Annotated in this window: 11 protein-coding genes and 2 pseudogenes; 6 read left to right on the top strand and 7 right to left on the bottom strand. The window is 37.6% G+C overall.

What is annotated here, in order from left to right:
• The 3 genes from H6G59_RS09665 (at window position 1) to H6G59_RS27720 (ending at window position 4744) form a co-directional block, all read left to right on the top strand.
• Window positions 1–552, top strand: coding sequence for a class I SAM-dependent methyltransferase (locus H6G59_RS09665; protein WP_190713828.1), 552 nt, complete (start codon window positions 1–3; stop codon window positions 550–552).
• Between the two features lie 50 nt (window positions 553–602).
• Window positions 603–2156 carry an adenylyltransferase/cytidyltransferase family protein gene (locus tag H6G59_RS09660; protein WP_190713826.1) on the top strand — a complete coding sequence of 518 codons (1554 nt, stop codon included), beginning with the start codon at window positions 603–605 and terminating at the stop codon, window positions 2154–2156.
• A gap of 62 nt (window positions 2157–2218) precedes the next feature.
• On the top strand, window positions 2219–4744 hold the full coding sequence (locus tag H6G59_RS27720; RefSeq protein ID WP_190713824.1) for a glycosyltransferase: 2526 nt from the start codon (window positions 2219–2221) through the stop codon (window positions 4742–4744).
• Between the two features lie 194 nt (window positions 4745–4938).
• On the opposite strand, the gene H6G59_RS09650 is transcribed toward H6G59_RS27720, so the two are convergent.
• The 7 genes from H6G59_RS09650 to gyrA form a co-directional block, all read right to left on the bottom strand.
• Complete coding sequence (locus H6G59_RS09650) at window positions 4939–5364, bottom strand: DUF29 domain-containing protein (protein ID WP_190713822.1); 426 nt, start codon at window positions 5362–5364, stop codon at window positions 4939–4941.
• 11 nt (window positions 5365–5375) lie between these two features.
• Window positions 5376–5843 carry a DUF29 domain-containing protein gene (locus tag H6G59_RS09645; protein WP_190713820.1) on the bottom strand — a complete coding sequence of 156 codons (468 nt, stop codon included), beginning with the start codon at window positions 5841–5843 and terminating at the stop codon, window positions 5376–5378.
• A gap of 348 nt (window positions 5844–6191) precedes the next feature.
• Window positions 6192–8405, bottom strand: a complete 2214-nt coding sequence (locus H6G59_RS09640) for an O-linked N-acetylglucosamine transferase, SPINDLY family protein (RefSeq protein ID WP_190713818.1) — start codon at window positions 8403–8405, stop codon at window positions 6192–6194.
• A 131-nt stretch (window positions 8406–8536) separates the two neighbouring features.
• Window positions 8537–9106: a type IV pilin-like G/H family protein gene (locus H6G59_RS09635; protein WP_190713816.1), complete on the bottom strand. Its 570-nt coding sequence runs from the start codon at window positions 9104–9106 to the stop codon at window positions 8537–8539.
• A 610-nt stretch (window positions 9107–9716) separates the two neighbouring features.
• Window positions 9717–11045, bottom strand: coding sequence for a class I SAM-dependent methyltransferase (locus tag H6G59_RS09630; RefSeq protein ID WP_190713814.1), 1329 nt, complete (start codon window positions 11043–11045; stop codon window positions 9717–9719).
• A 398-nt stretch (window positions 11046–11443) separates the two neighbouring features.
• Entirely contained in the window at window positions 11444–13015 is a 1572-nt protein-coding gene (lnt, locus tag H6G59_RS09625; protein WP_190713812.1) for an apolipoprotein N-acyltransferase, read from the bottom strand.
• A 108-nt stretch (window positions 13016–13123) separates the two neighbouring features.
• Window positions 13124–15748 (bottom strand): DNA topoisomerase (ATP-hydrolyzing) subunit A, encoded by a 2625-nt coding sequence (gyrA, locus tag H6G59_RS09620; RefSeq protein ID WP_190713809.1) that lies wholly within the window; start codon window positions 15746–15748, stop codon window positions 13124–13126.
• 400 nt (window positions 15749–16148) lie between these two features.
• Here gyrA and H6G59_RS09615 point away from each other — a divergent pair.
• The 3 genes and pseudogenes from H6G59_RS09615 to acnB form a co-directional block, all read left to right on the top strand.
• Window positions 16149–16268 (top strand): annotated as a pseudogene (locus H6G59_RS09615) (DUF2887 domain-containing protein); the annotation flags it as partial.
• 10 nt (window positions 16269–16278) lie between these two features.
• Window positions 16279–16383 (top strand): annotated as a pseudogene (locus H6G59_RS09610) (transposase); the annotation flags it as partial.
• Window positions 16384–16932: 549 nt separating this feature from the next.
• Window positions 16933–19590: a bifunctional aconitate hydratase 2/2-methylisocitrate dehydratase gene (gene acnB / locus H6G59_RS09605; protein WP_190713807.1), complete on the top strand. Its 2658-nt coding sequence runs from the start codon at window positions 16933–16935 to the stop codon at window positions 19588–19590.
• Window positions 19591–19595: the final 5 nt, after the last annotated feature.

Raw genomic sequence — 19595 nt, 5'->3', positions numbered from 1 at the left:
ATGTCTTTAGATTGGCAGGAAATTTGGGAAAGAAAAGGACGTTTAAAAACTAATGACTTAAAAGAACTAGATGGATATGAAGATACAACAATTGATGCTAAATTTGTTGCAAGTCAAATAACTAAAATTCTAGATATTAAGTCTACAGATAAAATTATAGAAGTCGGTTGCGGTGCTGGAATGATTGCTCAATATTTAGATTGTGGTTATATAGGAATAGATTATTCTCAATCTCTAGTAAAAAAACACATCCAATTACTTGGAAATTCAGTTATACATGGTTCAGCCAATAATTTAATTTTCAACGATCATTCTTTTGACAAAGCATTTGCTTATAGTGTATTTCAATATTTTCCAAATTTGGAATATGCTAAAACAGCAATTCAGGAAATGAAAAGAGTTTCCAAAACATCTATTTTTATAGGAGATTTACCAATTCGCTCTCATCGTTCAGAACATCTTTTATTTAATCCTAAAGACTTTTATTCTGCTGAAATTACAGAGGGTTTTTATAATCCAGATCGATTTAATGTCTTTATTAAAATTGATTGAATTACTACAATTAGAAAATTATTGTTTTTGACCAAAAAGTTTATTATGTTATGAATAATACAAAATCAATCCGAATTTATGTTGATATGGTAGCTGATTTGTTCCATGCAGGTCATGTCAACTTTCTCAAACAAGCGAAATCTTTAGGGAATGAATTAGTGGTAGGTATCCACTCTGATGAAACTGTTGCTGGATATAAACGCCAACCAATTATGAGTATGGCTGAAAGAATTGCTGTGGTTGAAAGTTGTCGCTATGTTGATGAAGTTATTCCTAATGCTCCCTTAAATGTTAATTTAGATTATTTAGACAACTTAAATATTGACTACGTTTGTCATGGAGATGATGTAGATGCAGAAAATATAGAAAAATGGTATGGAGAAATTCGCAAACAAGGTCGTCTCAAGCTAGTTCCTTATACAAAAAATATTTCCACAACTAATCTTTTACAAAGAGTTTCATCTACTGCTAGATTTTGTTTTGTCAGTCAGCCAATGCGAGTTGATTTCATTGCTTATCATGATTTACAAGCACAAGCAGGACTGTCTGTTTTTGAAGCAATGAGTCAACACTTTGATTGTCGTTGGTTGATTGGACCTGATCAACAACCAACAGGTGCAAAAGCTGCTATTTTACTTGACCATACTCAGCATCATCCACAGATTATAAAATCTGTAGACGGTTACAAATATTTGTTTTACTTACATCACGATTTAGGAGATATAGATGCTTATGAAATTGAAAAAAACCGATTAAGAGAATTTAATATTATCTTCGTTCCGGGAGATTTTCATTTTCATCATGCTCAAAAAATATTAGGCTTAACTTATGCACAGCCTTTTCAAAAACCTACAAGATTAATTTTACAGGGAGGCTGGCCAAAATACGACAAAATGGAATTTTCTGAGAAAGATAGCAAACTAGCTCAAAAATTATCTAACTTACCCTATAAATACACACTTTTATATGCACCGACTTGGGGACACACAAGAGAATGGGAAAAACTTTTACCCTTATTTAAAAATCTTCGCTGTAACGTGATTATTAAGAATCATATTTATGTGAATCCAGGTCAAGCTTATCCAACAGGGTTAGAAGCAATGTATGAGAGTTGTCTTCTCTCTGTTAAAGAAATGGAGGAAACAGCTTTAGCATATGACATTCCTAATATTGTTGTTGCACCTAGAACCTTAAATATTTGTAGTTTATTTCCTTTTGTAGATGTATTGGTGACGGATCAATCTTCAGTGGGTATAGAATTTCTACCCTTTGGAATCAGCATAGAAACAGGTCGTTTTAATCCTGATCCAAATCAACTGCAACCTCAATCTAGCCTAATTTCTAAAGATATTCTATTTATGCCATTAGAACAACTTCAGGAAGTCTTTGATTCCGACGAGTCTTTTCATGATTTTATTGAATTTCAGCAACACAAGCATAATCTTAACTCAATTGTTAACCCTAATATTAAATCATCTGGTCAACTTATTGCCCAATTGATTGATCGATATGTTTCATTTTGGCAAGCTTTAGAACATCCACTGAAAAGCCATTTATATTTTGAAAGAATGATGAATCAATGGCATCGATTACTGATTGGTTGAAATTAAATAGCCAATTTTAGATCCTCGAATGATGGAATTTATCAAAATTAGGAGAATAAATTATGTCCACTAATGCAGAAACGAATTTAGAAAAATTGATAGATGCTTTACCTGAAGTTTATCAATCTATTTATTTACATGGAAAATTAATTAGAGAAGGAGTTAGAGCAAACGATTTTGAAAGATTAGAAGTAATCAAAAATTATATAAAACCAAAACAGACTATTTTAGATATTGGTTCTAATGTAGGTTTTTTTACTATTAATCTTGCTAAATTATTTCCTGAAAACATATTCGTAAGTATTGAAAAACAATATCCTTATGCACGTTTGCAACAAGAATTAATTAAACTAGAAGGTGTTAATAATATAATTTTAATTCATTCTGAAGTTAGCACAGAATGGTTATGTAGCGCCGCTCAAGCTTGTACTTATTTTGACGTTACTCTTTTGTTGTCAGTTTTACATCATATTCAAGATGCGGAAGATTTTTTAACCAACCTCAATCAAGTTTCCAAATCTTTTATTATGGAACTTCCCCATCCTGATGAATCGAGAGTTTGTGGTAAAGATGTTTTAAAACAACAGTTAACTTTAGAGAAAATTAGTCAAGTTAAACCTGTTTTTATCAAAATGCCTTATGAAGCTACAACTCACTGTGATACTGATTTAAAACGTTCATTTTATTATGCTGAATCTCCTAATTATCAAAGACAATCTATATTTCCCTATATAGGTTATCCGTTACAACCTCGTAGTTATATTCTCAAAGCCGATTCCGAAGGATTAGTAATTCATAAATCTCATCTTAATCAAGATATTAAAGCAATTCCGGGTATACTTATTTCTGATGTTGCTCAAATTGGGCAAGTTTTAATGCCTAGTTATGAAACTTGTATTCAAAAAATTGAAACCGAATTTGATAGACTTGAACAGCTAGATAATGTCGCCGATCTTCGCCCTTGGAATATTTTATTTACAAAAGATGGTTTACAGTTTATAGACTATCAATACACCAATGACCTAGACAGTAATTTAAAGTTTAATAAAAACCAAGATTTAGATTTAATTAAAAATTATCTGAAGTCAATTTTTCGTATCCATGCTAAACCACAAATAATCATTGATGGAGTATTTTTCCAACTCTACAGAACTGGAATAGCTAGAGTGTGGCGCAGTCTCTTACAACAATGGTCAAATACTGATTTTGCCAAGCATATTTTGGTATTAGATAGAGTTAACACCGCACCTCAAATTCCCGGTATTCGCTACTGCACTATTCCCTACTACGACTATAACAATACCGAAGCTGATAAGCAGATGCTTCAACAAATATGTGATGAAGAAGAAGCCGAATTATTTATTTCTTCTTACTACACTACTCCCATTGATACCCCTTCAGTATTTATGGCTTATGACATGATACCTGAAGTATTGGGAGCGAACTTTGATGAACCTATGTGGCGTGAAAAACATAACGGAATTAAACACGCCTCCGCTTATATTACCATCTCTGAAAATACTGCTAAAGATTTAGCTCAAATTTTCCCTGACATACCCTTAGAATCAATTACCGTTGCTCATTGTGGTGTAGATTCTCTCTTTTCTCCAGCTTCTGAAGATGAGCTTAAAGTTTTTAAATATAAGTATGGCATTAATAAACCATACTTTCTATTAGTTGGTGCTAGTGGTGATTATAAAAATGGTATTTTATTTTTCAAAGCTTTCTCACAACTAACAAGTAGGTACGGATTTGATATTATTTGTACTGGTATTGGTGGGATGTTTGAGCCAGAGTTAAGAACCTACACATCAGGTAGTACTGTACATATACTACAACTTAGTGATGAAGAATTAGCACTAGCTTACTCTGGTGCAGTGGCCTTAGTTTATCCTTCTAAATATGAAGGTTTTGGAATGCCTCTATTAGAAGCAATGGCTTGTGGTTGTCCTGTAATTACTTGTCCTAATGCTTCAATTCCAGAAGTCACAGCGGAAGCAGCTATTTATGTCAATGATAATGATGTAGAAGGACTGACAAATGCTCTCTGTGAAGTGCAGAAACCTACTGTTCGTCAGTCATTAATTCCCGCTGGTTTAGCACAGGCTAAAAAGTTCTCTTGGACAAAAATGGCACAAACTGTGAGTTCTGCATTATTTAATGCCACTTTATTGTCTTTAAATCTCAAAGAAACTAATTTAATTATATTCCCTGACTGGTCACAACCAGAAGATGAACTAGGTTTAGAGTTGACAGAAATCATCAAAGAATTAGCTAATTATCCTCAGAGTTCTAATACTACCCTACTGATTAGTATTAGTAGTATCGATGCGGAAGAAGCAGCAATGTTTTTATCCAGTGTTACTATGAATTTACTAATGGAAGAAGATTTAGACATTAGTGAAGGTTTAGAAATTGTTCCAGTAGGAAATTTGGCTGCTATTCAATGGGAAGTTTTATTACCTCGTATTGATGCCAAAATTATCTTACCTAATGAAGATGAACAAGCTTTAGCAGAAGTACCAGTTGAAAATCTCAAATCCTATGAATTACATAGCCTGATTGATCAACTTTCTATTTCTAGTTAAACAAGGCTTACAAAATTAAAGAATACCAAATACTTCTACACATATATTCGGTAAATGTGGAAGAGAAATCAACTTCAATCTTCTAATACAATACCAACTACAGAAAAAATTTAATCCAAAATTTACTTTCCCAACTTTAAATGTGAGTACAGAAGCCGATACTGTACTTGGTACTCCAACTCAGTGTGGGTAGTTCACTCTAGTTTAATATCACGGTTTAAAACTTCTGTGATGTCATAAGGACAGTTTAAGGGAAAATCTAAATCAGTTTCTTTGGTAGCATCTAAACTCGCATTTAGATAAAGTTTTTTGAGCCAATCATCAGCAAGATATTTTTGCAAACTAGGACTATCTTCTAAATAGAAAGCAATATTATTTCTCTCTCTTTTAATGGTTATTTGCCAACTTCGGGAACGTTTTTCTGGTTGATAATCCCACTTAAGTAGATGATGAATGATTAAACGCAGACTACTAAGGAGTTTATCTCTTTCTCGTTTTGACCAATCTTTAATTTCCTCCACTAAGTTTTCAATATCTAATTCATGGAACTGTCTTTGTTGTAGTTTTGCAGCCATCTCTTCAGCCCAATAAGCATAATCTTTATCGTAAAGACTGGTCATTTATTTTTACCTCATGAATGTTTCTCAGGATACCAATTATCATCTAATAATTGTTCCAAGGAATAAGGGCAATTATCAGGAAATAGGTTTGATGATAATCCTGTTTTTGTACTGACAATTTTAACAGCAACATTATAAATATGTTCTAACTCTTGAAATAGCTTATTTTTTAATGTCGTGGTTAAGCTATTATTTAAATCATATCTAAAAGCAATTATTTCTCCCTCCCAATGGGAACAATTTCGATCATATTCTTGATGCCAATATTGTAGCAAAAGAAGATGAATGATAATCTGTCTTAAAAGACTTCTAACTTTGTTTAAATCATTTCTTCCCAAACTTTCTAATTCCTCAATTAAATTATCTAAATCTAAATTTTCTAATTTTTTGGTTTTTAGAAGTTTAATGGTTTCTTCTAACCAGAGATAATCATCAATTTCATACAGTTGTTGTAGTTGGTTTTGTGTGATATTTATCATAATCAAAATCCTTTTCGGTTAGAATGGGTCATTTGTCAGGATCTCATAGAGTGATGCCTACAACCGTAAACTAAGCCCTTTGGTTAAAGATTAACATAATTTCAGGATTTCAACTAAGTAGCCATCATGAACTGCGTACACCAGGACACATGAAAAACTTCTTATTCCTCTCCACGAAACAGCGGGGAGGGGTTAGGGGTGGGGTTTTATTTTCAAGTCCGGTTGGCGTTAAAAATTGTCGTTATGACAAGGGAACAGGGAACAGAGAAGAGGTTTTGGGCAACTTTACTTTTCGTTACATATTACTCTTCGAGAAGCCGCTTCGCGTCTACGGTTTTTTCTGTTCACCTACTTATCAATGTACTTTAACCACATTTGCTGATAAGCATTTTCCATTTCACGAGTAAACTGTTTACCATTCCAAAGCGGTGCAGTTTGACGTGACTTTAATAATTTCCAGTGAATTTGTTTTCTCAAATCTGCATCTTTACCTAAACGCACACCCCACTCTATATACTCTTCATCACTCCAAGCAATACCTTCACTGATACCCGCATTCACCATCATTGTATAACTATTGCGGGCTGAAAATTGCTCTCCCACTTTCGTTACCAAAGGTACACCCACCCATAAAGTTTCCATTGTTGTAGTTGCACCATTATAGGGATAGGTATCTAACACCACATCAGCAATCATTAAATTGGCACGATGAATTGAGGATAAAGGTACTTTTTCTAAAAAGCGTAATCTCTCTTTACTAACTCCTTCTGATTCAGCAATTTGTTCAAAAAACTCTCTAATCACACCTACATCTTTATTAATATCCTTGATTAAAAAATAACTATTTGGTACTTGTTTGAGGATTTTCATCTGTAAACGCACATTTTCAGGATTGCGTTTATAACCAGATTGAGCGCTAAAATAAATTACTGCATCATTGGCAATTTCTAAATCCTCTCGTCGTAGAGTTGGTACACCAATTTCAAAACCATCAACCCCCAGATAGGCATTTGGTAAACGCCAAATTTTTTCACTGTAATATTCTTGGGCATATTCTGGTAAAACATAATTATCAGCAATATAATAATCAATAGCAGGGATTCCAGAACCATCCCAACCTAACCATGTTACTTGAATCGGGGCAGGTTTTAGTGCCATTGCTTCACAGCTAATATCCGCAGTCATACTATCAAGATCAATTAAAATATCAATTTGATCTTGATGAATTTGTTCAGCAATTTCGATTCCATCTCGGTCTAATTTTCTGACATGATCTGAATTTTCCTCATACCAATCTTGGAGAAAATCATGAATATGAGAATGGTAAGTAGCAAAATAAGTATAAATTTCAAACTCTTCTCTATTATGATGTTGATATAACCACCGTGCTAACCAACCTACTGAATGTTCTCGCAAACAATGGGAAAGATAACCTATCTTTAGTTTTTTCTTCGGTGCTTTTATTCTCTGAGCATTAGCGTGAGAGTACCGCTTATATTGTTCTTGAGCATAGGCTTGAATACTGGTTTGGCAGATTTTGAGAACTTCATTATGTAAAAAGCGATTTTTTCTAGCAGCATCACGCAAATAGGGTAGATAGTACGTACAATTGAGTAAGCGATAAATTTTAGTACTATCTATGTCTGCTTTTTCTGTAATTAGCTTATTTAAACAAATTTCATATTCTTGAATAACTGGGATAGCTTCATACCAGCGTCCACCGGAACTTAATAACCCCTGTAATATCACTACATTAGCAGTGATTAAATCAGGGGTATTATGGGCTAAATCATGTATTCTTTTAGCAAGATTAATTCCTTGATCAAAATCGCCAATTTCATAATAAAAAGTCGCTAAGTGACTAAGGACTTCAGAAATAACTGCTGGATCTGGATAATTTATTTTTAAAGCTAATTCAGCATATTTAATTGCTAAGTTAAACTTGTGTCCTGCGTAAGCAGCTTCCGTAGCTGTTAACATGACACAGTGAGTAAGTTGTAAGGGATCTAAATAGAAAATACAGGCTTCAGGAAAATCTAATATCCAAGGTTCAAACCATAATAATTTTAGAGTTTTTTTGAGGACAGAAAATAACAGTTCTCTATCTATTTCTTCTAGCTGAGAATTTAAAATTTCAATAATTTCTAATTCCTGAAAGCTATCTTGAGTCAGATTTTCTAAATCTAAAGATAAATTGATTAGCTGTAAAATATTATTAACATCACCAGGATAAATTTCTCGAATATGTTGACGAATAACCCAAGCAAGTTGATATTGTGTTAATTCTTCTTGTCTTTGTGCTTCTGTTTGTAAGATTTTAACTAATTCATAAGTCCACTGTTGAATTTGTTCTTCTTCCCCTTCAAAAATTGCTAACATCCAAGTAGTTTGTGCTTCTGCTTCTTTTCCTTGTAAAAGTAAAGATAATCCTAAATACCAGTGATATTCTTTAACTTCTGGTTGATGATTAGTCAATTCTTGATAAAGTTCTTCGGCTGGGAAATACTCACCTTGCTGGAAACTTTTAAACGCTTGTTGTGCTAGAGATTGGAGATTATTCATAATTGTGAAAACGACAATAAAAAAATAAAAAGTAGGTAATATAATTACCTACCTTTTCATTAACTACATGAAGCTATCTGTATCATATGCTTAGAAACTTGATAGTTGTCAAAGCCATCTTATAAACTATCTTATTCAATTGCTTTGAAGCCGTTGGTACCGTTGCATGTTGGTGCTGTTGTATCAACAGCAGTAGCAACGTTTACACCATTGGCAGCATAAGCACCTGCGTCTTTCTTCTGGCATAAAATTGCAGTTGTTGTTGTCGCACCACCAGATTGAATTAGGTCAGTAGCTCCGATAAAGGATCTAAGATTAGTGGGGTTGACAGGATCAGCAACGTTAAGTACGGCAACCAAAGCACCAGCAGCATCTAAAGCACCACCAGCAGATTTCTCAAGTTTGTAAGTATAGTTAGTAGTTTTAGTAGCAATACCTAAACCCATGAGAGTGATTTGGCTGGCAAACCTTTGGTTTTCCAAATAGTATGTCTGTTGACCTCGGTTCATAGAACCAGCGTATTGTTTACCTTCAGATTCTCTAGCTTTGTTCGCTTGGTTCAAGAAGGAAGGTAGAGCAATAGCTGAGAGAATACCAATAATGATAATTACAACTAACAATTCAATCAGGGTGAAACCTTCGTTCTCTTTCTTTTTACCGAGGAGGTGTTGGATAAATTTGGCTTTCAGTTCAGTTTTCATAGTAGTTTTCCTTGCTGGTGAAGTATCGTTTCCTTGTACAAATAACTTACCCACTCTTGTTCAGTTTCATATCACTCCACTGAAAAACTTTTTTTACCAGATGGAATAAATAGACTGAAAAGCTTATTTTTTAAGGCTTACAGCTATTTAGTATTTGGTGAAAAATCTCCAGGATACTTCTCTGTAATACGTTACCTATAACTAACGCTTTAGTAAAGGATACACACCCGTTTGCACTTTAAATCACTCACTACGCAATATTATCGGTTAAGCTAAAAAAATAGAATTAAGTAGGTTGGGTTGACCTTAGGAAACCCAACATTTATAAGTATTTGTTGGGTTGCGCTGTCGCTCATAGGTGTCAACTTAAGGTGAAAGGCTTGTCATGACGTTATATCAAACTTATTCGATTACCAATCAATCCCCAAGAACCGCACCCCGCCAAAGCTATGCTTTGTCTCCCCTCCCCGTAAACGGGGAGGGGATTAAGGGGAGGGGTCAAACGGCTGTGGGACAACGGTTTGAGCTTAAGTTGACATCAATGAGCTTTTGCTTAACCCAACCTACAGAAACTCTTAATCGAACAGTATTGGCTCACTACGGACTAGAATCAAGATTGACGCTCCAACATAATGCAATCAAAATCCTCTAGAACCTGTAGCAGCGTTTGTAATAGCTGAAAAACCTTAACTTTATCTGTAGGTTCTGCTGTCAGAGGATCAAGAGGTCTAAACTGTTGCCAATGCTCCACTAGGGACATCATGGGTAAAGGTTTGTCAAACAGAGGTAGCAAGCAAATAGCTATTGAGCTATCTATATAGACAAATTCCTCTGTTAAAGCCAGATATTTACGGATAGGAAAGGTTTTGCCCTGACTTATACAAGCAAGAACGGTTGTTTTGAAGGTAGAGGTTTTTAACTGTGGATGCAGATGTACTATTACATTTTCCCAGCTAGAATCAGTCCATTCGGAAAACGGTACAACAGTATGTGCAGTTTGAGGATTACCACACCAAAAATCTAGTAATCTATGAATAGGATGGAGAAGTTCAAATAAATGTAAACTATCTTCTATAGATATTTCCGGTAAGCTCATTCCTAGAAAAGCAGGTAAATTATCTGGTTCTTTGAATAGGTTCATCAAGTCCCATTGTCGCCAGTTCGTCATCTTGATAAACTCTAAATCAGCAACCCTCAAAGCTGAGAAAATATCATTAATGGTGTAACCCTTATCCCCTTGGAATAAGTAGTTCATGAGAATAGTCTGTTTTTTTTCTTCCCCTTCATAGCCAGCAGTCCAAGTTGTAGCTTTGAGATTGATATTATCCTTTAAAGCCTTCATGGTATCAGTGACGATTTCTATTTCTAAATCTTCTGGATTTCCATCCATCAAACCCATTAGAGTAAAGACTTTCTGAGCGCGAAAAATATTTACTCTCTGAAGTGAACTATGTAGGTTGCTACGAATAATACCATCTGGCTTTAATACAGCTTTCATTGCTTGCAACGCCACAGCTATATCAGGGAAAAGATAGAGAACTTCATCACAGTTAATATAATCAAATTGATAATTTAGCTTGGGTAAATCATATATTGACAGAACATGAAATTCAGCATTATCAAAACCATGATATTCCAAACGCTGTCGTGCAAGTTTAACTGACTCTTCTGATATATCAACACCGACAATTTTTGCTCCAGGATTTGCTTCTGCTAAAACTAATGATTTAAAACCAGAACCACATCCAGCATCTAAAATTAATCTATCTTTGGTGTCTATAACTTTTTGATTTCTCAAATAATAGGGGGTTATTAAGTTATGAAGATAAAGTGCATTAATATCATTTTTGGGAGATTTATCAAGGGGATAATTAGGATATGGTAAACTATCAAATTGTTGGCGAATTTTTGCCCATAAATCAGATGTTGAATTTGTCATATTAATGCCTCTTAATAGTCAGTTGATTATGATATGTTCTATAGGAATCATAAATGATATCTGATAGCTTGCGTGGCGTAGCCATAAAATTTTAAGTCTCGTAGGGTGGGCAATGCCCACCAAACCATTGCTGAGGTGGGCATTGCCCACCCTACGTATATTTCAAAAATAAAATATTATTCCTATATATTTATTGGCAATGTCAAGACATTTGTGGTTGTCTTTTAGCTCAAGGCTAGATATATACTGCAAAAACAGTATATCCTAATTGTAAGTAGGTAAACAGAATTAAATGTAAAATAAAATTTTTGTCGTAGTTAGCGATTTATAGCTCTCTTGCTAGGTTTGATAGGGCTAAAGTCCTTACTACTAACTTTTCTTTTATTCAGTCTTGCTACTTAGAGCCGTTTAACCGTTCCGCCTAAAAACCACCCCAACCCAGCCAAACCCAACAACAAAGGCATCAACCAATCACCCCAACGCACATATAAAGTCTGCGTTTGGCGGCGATAAATAGTTTCTGCGTGGGTTTCGTAGGTGTTATGTCCTGATTTCCACAAAGTTCTCCCATGAGGATCAACAAAAGCCGAATATCCAGTATTTGTCGCCCTGACTGCCCATCTATCGGTTTCAATTGCTCGCATGATATCCTGGGCATGATGTTGGTCTGACATTGCCGCTGTATAGTGGGCATCGTTGGAGGCACTGAGAATAAATTGTCCACCCAGGAAAGCTTGACGACGGAAAATTTCTGGAAAGGCAGATTCGTAACAAATCCCCACAATTGCTCGTCCAAAGGGAGTACTAAAAACCTGATTTGATAAACCAGGAACTTGATGTTCATCTAGTGGTGATAAACGTTGAATAATCGCCCCTAAAATTTGTTCAAAAGGAATATATTCACCGAGTGGGACTAATTTGGATTTGTCGTAGCGGCTGGTAATTTCTCCTTGAGCAGTGACAGTAAATAAACTGTTTGTATAGCTGTTTCCCCTTTCACCAAAAGCACCTATCCAAGCAACTACACCTTTCTCTCTGACTGCTTTCAGGAAAGAGGTTTGTGGTAGGTTGCGTTGAAAAAATGGTAACGCGGCTTCTGGAATGAGAACTCCATCTACACCTTGACTTGCTAATTTTAAATATCCTTCAGTATAACCTTCAATAGCGCGACGTAATCCTTCAGGACGCAGTTTTATTTGATTAGGAATATTACCTTGAATAATGCCGATTTTTAAATTTGTATCTGGGTTTTGGATAAGCGGTTGATTATAAAAAATAAAACCAATAATATGAGAAATTATAAATATTGTAACCGCCGAAATTAAGTAAAAATTAACTCTTCTTTCTCTCTCTGCGCCTCTGCGACTCTGCGTGCAAAAATAAATCCAAGCTTCCGCAAGCAACCCATTAACAGCCACAATCACAGCCGTTACAGTGCTAGTCCCAGACAATTGACCCAAATGTAAAATGACCAGATTGTGCGGTGATTGGGTGTATGAAAGAGAACTCCACCACAAAGGACTTGCACTCCAAAGGCTTTCTAAACCGCACCATAAAGCCGTGCCAACTAATACACGCAGCCAGGGTTTTTCCTGATCTAAACGTACCATTAAAGCTGCCCAAACTGAGACTAATATTCCTCCCCAAAGGCTAATAAATGACCAGCAAAAAAGGGTGATTGCTAAACCTGGTAAGGCTGGAACACCCAACCAATCCATAGGATAAATGCCAGTAATCCAGGATAGGGCTACTCCATGATATGCGATCGCCCAAATAAAGGCAGGGGGCAGGGGGCAGGGGGCAGGGGGCTTTGTATATTTAACAACTATCACCCACAATGGGGCTAGGGTGAACCAGGCTAGAAACCAAGCCCCGACGGGGGCGACTGTCACCCCCATCAATAGTCCACTAATCAAGGATAAAGCGTAAAGATGAAAGGATGAAAACGGCTTTTTTCCTAAATACTTCATCTTTATATCAGTCGTAATTTTTTTTAACGCAGAGGGACGCGGAGGTTAGCGCAAAGTCACGCAGAGTTTTAGCACAGTGAATTGGCGTTGAATCCTCCTGTCTCTCCTTTACTCTGCTTCTTCTAGTTCGCCTGTATCACCAGTATCGGGAGGAACAATTGCTACTCCTGTAATTGCGTCATCTTCGTCTAAACGCTGCACTCTCACTCCGGTAGCTGAACGCGATTGGGTGGAAATTGCATTCACGGCCTGACGGATGATAATACCGCGATTTGTCACCATCATGATTTCTTCGTCGTTGTTGACAATTCGCAGGGTGGCTAATTTGTCTTTGGTTTTGCGGTTTTTGAATTTGGTAGCCCTTAAACCTTGTCCAGCCCGGTTTTGCAGGCGGAATTGTCCAACTGGTACGCGCTTTCCATATCCTCCCATTGTAATCACTAAAACCCAAGGGCCAGTGCTGTTGTTATTGGCTACTTCTGCGGTTTCTTCGATATCTTCGTTATTTTCGATATCTTCGGTTTCGATGATATCTTCGGTTTCGATGAGTTCTTCAGTTTCCAGTTCTGTTTCTGTATTCAAAGTTTCCAGAATAGCGGCTGGGAGGATATCCATTCCTACTAATTCATCACCTTTTTTCAGTTTCATGGATTTTACTCCACGAGTCGCCCTACCGAGAGGGCGCAATTGTTCATGGGTACAGCGGAAGTGAATGGCCATTCCGTGACGAGAACCAATGATGACGCTATCTTCTACTCTAGCTCTCCGTACCCAACGCAGTTGATCGCCTTCTTCTAAGGATATGGCAATTAAACCGTTGGCGCGAATGTTACTAAATGCTGCCAATGCGGTTTTTTTGATGTTACCGCCTTTGGTGAGCATGACCAAGTATTCATCGTCCCTAAATTCGTCTACAGGTACGATGGAAGTGATTTTTTCTTCTTTGGGAATGGGTAACATTTGGACGATGGGTGTACCGCGACTGGTACGGGAACCAAGGGGTATTTGATAGGTTCTCAGCGAGTAGACGACACCGCGATCGCTAAAGAATAAGACGCTATCATGGTCGCAGCAAGTTAAGAAATGCTCAATGGTATCATCATCTTTGACTTTAGCGCCGGCTTTGCCTCTTGTGGCACGGCTTTGGGCTTCAAAGGTATTAACGGGCATCCGTTTGATGTAACCTTGTTTGGTGAGAAGAATCAGGACTTTTTCATTAGCAATTAAGTCGAGATCATCTAAATCTCCTTCCGCGTGAGTAATGAGTGTGCGTCGGGGTGTGGCGAAACTAGTTTTGATTTGGGTAACTTCGCTTTCAATGATTTCTAGCACCCGTTCCCGTCTATCCAAGATATCTTGTAAGTCGGCGATTTGGTTTTGCAATTCTTCGTGTTCTAGACGAATTTTATCTGCTTCTAGGGCTGTTAATCGCCGCAGTTGCATTTGTAAAATTGCATCTGCTTGCACTTCCGAAAGTCCGTAAGTTGTGATTAACTCACCTTTGGCTGTGGGTGCGTCCGGTGCATGACGAATCAAGATAATAATTGCATCCAATTGGGATAAAGCAATTAATAAACCCTGTAAAAGATGATCTCTTTCTTGTGCTTTCCGTAATTGATAACGGGTACGTCTGTTAATGGTTTCAACGCGGAAATCCAGGAAGACTCTTAAGAAATCTTTGATGGTGAGGACTTGGGGTTCACCATTTACCAAGGCCAACATATTCGCGCCGAAGTTGGCTTGGAGTGGAGTTTGTTTGTAAAGGTTGTTGAGAACAACGCGGGGATAAGCATCGCGTTTTAATTCTATGACGATTCGCATTCCGTCGCGATCGCTCTCATCCCGAATATCTGCAATTCCTTCAATGCGTTTATCATTTACCAACTCGGCTATTTTTTCAATTAATGCCGCTTTGTTGGTTTGGTAAGGCAATTCTGTGATAACAATTGCTTCTCGTTCCGGCCTTCCCCGTTGTTCAATAGTTTCAATATTGGCAACGCCGCGCATGGTGATAGAACCGCGCCCGGTGGTGTAAGCTTCTTTAATCGCTCCTGTTCCCAAAACCAGCGCCCCAGTGGGAAAATCTGGGCCATGGATATACTGCATTAACTGGATATCAGTAATTTCTGGGTTGTGAATTAATGCCACTAACCCATCGATCAATTCTCCTAAGTTGTGAGGAGGAATGTTTGTCGCCATCCCCACCGCAATCCCAGAAGAACCATTTAGCAGTAGTTGGGGTATACGTGATGGTAAAACTGTCGGTTCTTGTTGAGAACCATCAAAGTTATCGGCAAAGTCTACAGTTTCGGCTTCGATATCTTGTAGTAAAGCGGCACTAGTTAAGGCTTGTAAGCGACATTCTGTGTATCGCATTGCCGCCGGCGGATCGTTATCTACGGAACCAAAGTTACCATGTCCGTTGATTAAGGGCGATCGCATCGAAAAATCCTGTGCCATCCGCACCAAGGCATCATAAACCGCCGTGTCACCGTGGGGGTGAAATTTACCCAACACTTCCCCCACCACACGGGCGCATTTTCTAAACGGGCGATCGGGCAGCAAACCTAACTCGTGCATGGCATAGAGGATGCGACGATGCACAGGTTTGAGACCATCCCTGGCATCTGGCAGCGCCCGACCTACAATTACGCTCATGGCGTATTCCAGATAAGATCGCGACATTTCATTTCGCAAATCCGTCGGGATAATCCTCTCCTGTGAGGTTGTCATAACCTAAACAACTCCAAAAATTGTAGATTTTAGCCTTTCAAGTTGACAAAACACAAAATTATGTCAAATTAATCTTGAATAGTCGTCATATTTTGCTATCATTCTAACATATTGTAACGTGATTAGCAGAAATACTATCCAATCCCCAAAAATACTCAATTTACAACTTACATATCAAGGCGGTTTTATGGAAAACAATCAGCAAGTAAGATTGATTAATTGCGTATAATAATTATGTAATTTGAATGTAATTTTCATAAAAATGCAGAACATACAGCAGGAGTCAGGAGACGCTTCGCAGACCTCCGGTTCAGGAGTCAGGAGTAAAACTGGCGAATGTATCTAGGTTTCAATTTAGATTCTGTACCTCATTGATCTGCAATCTGCTGTAACTTTTTAAATGAAAACAGACAGCAAATTCTACCGTTTATTTCCAGAAATACCTAGCATATTTTTTGAACTCATTGATAATTACCCCCAATTAGCAGAACTTTATCAATTTTCATCAGTTGAAGTCAAACCGGTGTTTTGGCATCAATAACAAACTCAAGCTGATTAAACGTTCTGCCTATGGATTTAGAAATTTTAATAATTTTCGAGTTAGATACTTACTTAATTGGAGTTTTCAATATTAGTTTAGCATACTAGGTACTGAAGAACCTTTTTACATAAAAAATCAATATAAATTTCCTGATAATAAAAGTTGATTTCCTCTGTAAATTCTTGTTTTAACTTATCAAATAAGGAATAGCATAGTGTTGTTTTATCAGTGTTAGGAACACCATAAAGTAAGACTGATGGTGTTAAATCATAATAACTAAAATTATCAATTTGCTTTTGATTGGCTGTTATTTGATTAGCTGTTAAACATATTTAACAGAAATTAAAAAGATACTCCAAGAAATTATCAACTCCAAAAAGTTTATGATGATTGATTTTATGTTTAATTTCCACAGATGTTAATTGTATTAATCCCTTAATCATTAGAGATTGAAAATTTGATTTTGATCATAAAAATAATATCAGGATTACAATAAATCCATTGGTAAATATCATTAAAATTTAATATTTCTTATCTTACTGAAAAAAGATGAGAGAGCAAATTCCGTCCATTCGTAACTCCTGTAACAATTCCCCTACAATAAAATAAAGAAAGCAAGACATTAGAGGAGAAAAGCTAAATCATGTTAGCTGAATACCAACAACACACCCAAGAACGCGCACAATTAGGTATTCCCCCATTACCATTAGATGCACAACAAACTTCAGAATTATGTGAATTACTGAAAAATCCACCTAAAGGTGAAGAAGAGGTATTATTAAATTTATTGCGCGATCGCATTCCACCCGGTGTAGATGCAGCAGCTTATGTAAAAGCTGGATTTCTGACTGCTATTGCGAAAGAAGAAATTACCAGTCCCTTAGTTTCACCAATAGACGCAGTGGAATTGCTGGGAACAATGATAGGTGGTTATAACGTACAATCATTAATTGATTTGCTGCAAGTTGCCACTGTATCTGTATCCGACTCGTCAGAAACACCTCTAGTTATGGGGGGACAGGGAAAAGAACCAATAGCCGCTTATGCAGCCAACGCACTCAGCAAAATTCTGTTGGTGTATGATGCGTACCATGATGTTTTGGAATTATCAAAAACCAATCCCTACGCTAAACGGGTGGTAGACTCTTGGGCAGAAGCCGAATGGTTTACTTTGCGTCCCACATTACCAGAAAGTATTACGGTGACGGTTTTTAAAGTTCCTGGGGAAACCAACACCGACGATTTATCACCCGCAACCCACGCCACAACTCGCCCGGATATCCCTTTGCACGCTTTGGCGATGTTAGAAACTCGTCAACCGGGAAGTTTAGAAACCATTGCAGAGTTGAAGAAAAAAGGACATCCTGTTGCTTACGTTGGTGATGTTGTGGGTACAGGTTCTTCCCGCAAGTCTGCAATTAACTCTGTATTATGGCATTTGGGCAATGATATTCCCTTTGTTCCCAATAAACGGGCTGGGGGTTATATTTTAGGAAGTGCGATCGCTCCTATCTTTTTTAACACAGCCGAAGATGCCGGCGCACTACCCATACAATGCGATGTCACCAAAATGGAAACCGGTGACGTGATCACCATTTACCCCTACAAAGGTGAAATTACCAACGCCGTAGGTGAAGTAATTTCCACCTTCAGCCTCAAACCTGACACCATCTTAGACGAAGTTCGCGCCGGTGGACGTATCCCCCTATTAATAGGACGTACCCTCACCGACAAAACCCGTCAAGCATTAGGTTTAGAACCCAGCAAATTATTTATCCGATCCCCCCTAACCCCCCTTGCTAAGGGGGGACTGGGGGGATCAGACACCGGAAAAGGCTACACATTAGCGCAGAAAATGGTCGGCAAAGCCTGTGGTTTACCAGGGGTACGTCCGGGGACATCTTGCGAACCAATCATGACTACAGTCGGTTCTCAGGACACCACAGGGCCAATGACAAGGGATGAATTAAAAGAACTCGCTTGTTTGGGTTTTAGTGCAGACTTAGTAATGCAGAGTTTCTGTCACACAGCCGCATATCCCAAACCAGTAGACATCAAAACCCACCAAGAACTACCCGACTTTTTCGCCCAACGTGGTGGTGTAGCGTTGCGTCCTGGTGATGGTATCATTCACTCCTGGTTAAACCGGATGTTATTACCCGACACCGTGGGAACAGGTGGCGACTCTCACACGCGCTTTCCCTTGGGTATATCCTTTCCTGCGGGTTCAGGGTTAGTTGCGTTTGCGGGTGCTTTGGGTGTAATGCCTTTAGATATGCCAGAATCAGTTTTGGTAAGATTTAAAGGAGAATTGCAACCAGGAATAACTTTGAGGGATATTGTTAACGCTATTCCTTATGTTGCCATCCAAAAAGGTTTGTTAACCGTCGAAAAGAAAAACAAGAAAAATGTCTTTTCTGGACGGATCATGGAAATTGAAGGTTTACCAAATTTGAAAGTTGAACAAGCTTTTGAATTAACCGACGCTTCCGCAGAACGTTCTTGTGCTGGTTGTACAATTAAATTGAGTGAAGAAACCATTGCCGAATATTTGCGATCAAATATTGCCTTGTTAACAAACATGGTAGCACGGGGTTATCACGATGAGCGAACCATTATGCGCCGAGTAGCGAAAATGGAAGAATGGTTAGCAAATCCGGTGTTAATGTCAGCCGATGCAGATGCGGAATATGCAGAAATAATTGAAATTGATTTAAACGAAATCAAAGAACCAATTGTTGCTGCTCCCAATGACCCTGATAATGTTAAGTTATTATCGGAAGTTGCCAATGATCCTGTACAAGAAGTTTTCGTAGGTTCTTGTATGACAAATATCGGACATTATCGGGCAACTGCGAAGGTTTTAGAAGGTGCTGGTGAGGTAAAAGCAAGGTTATGGATAGCACCTCCAACTCGCATGGATGAACACCAATTAAAAGCAGAAGGTGTTTATGATGTTTTCGTAGCTGCAAATGCGAGAACTGAGATACCAGGATGCAGTTTATGTATGGGAAATCAGGCGCGAGTTGATGATAATACAACGGTGTTTTCTACCTCGACTCGTAACTTCAATAATCGCATGGGTAAAGGCGCACAAGTGTATTTAGGTTCGGCGGAATTAGCAGCAGTTTGTGCGTTGTTGGGAAGACTTCCTAATGTACAGGAATATATGGATATTGTTGCGGAGAGAATTCATCCTTTTGCTGATAATTTGTATCGTTATTTGAACTTTGATCAAATTGCCGGTTTTGAGGATGAGGGTAGGGTGATTAGTAAGGAGGATCAGGCTTTGTTGGTATAATGTGA

Origin of the sequence: Anabaena lutea FACHB-196 (assembly GCF_014698305.1) — a bacterium.
Lineage (GTDB): Bacteria > Cyanobacteriota > Cyanobacteriia > Cyanobacteriales > Nostocaceae > Anabaena > Anabaena lutea.
Note: the sequence above shows the minus strand (reverse complement) of the source record. Positions and strands in the feature narration are given on the sequence as shown.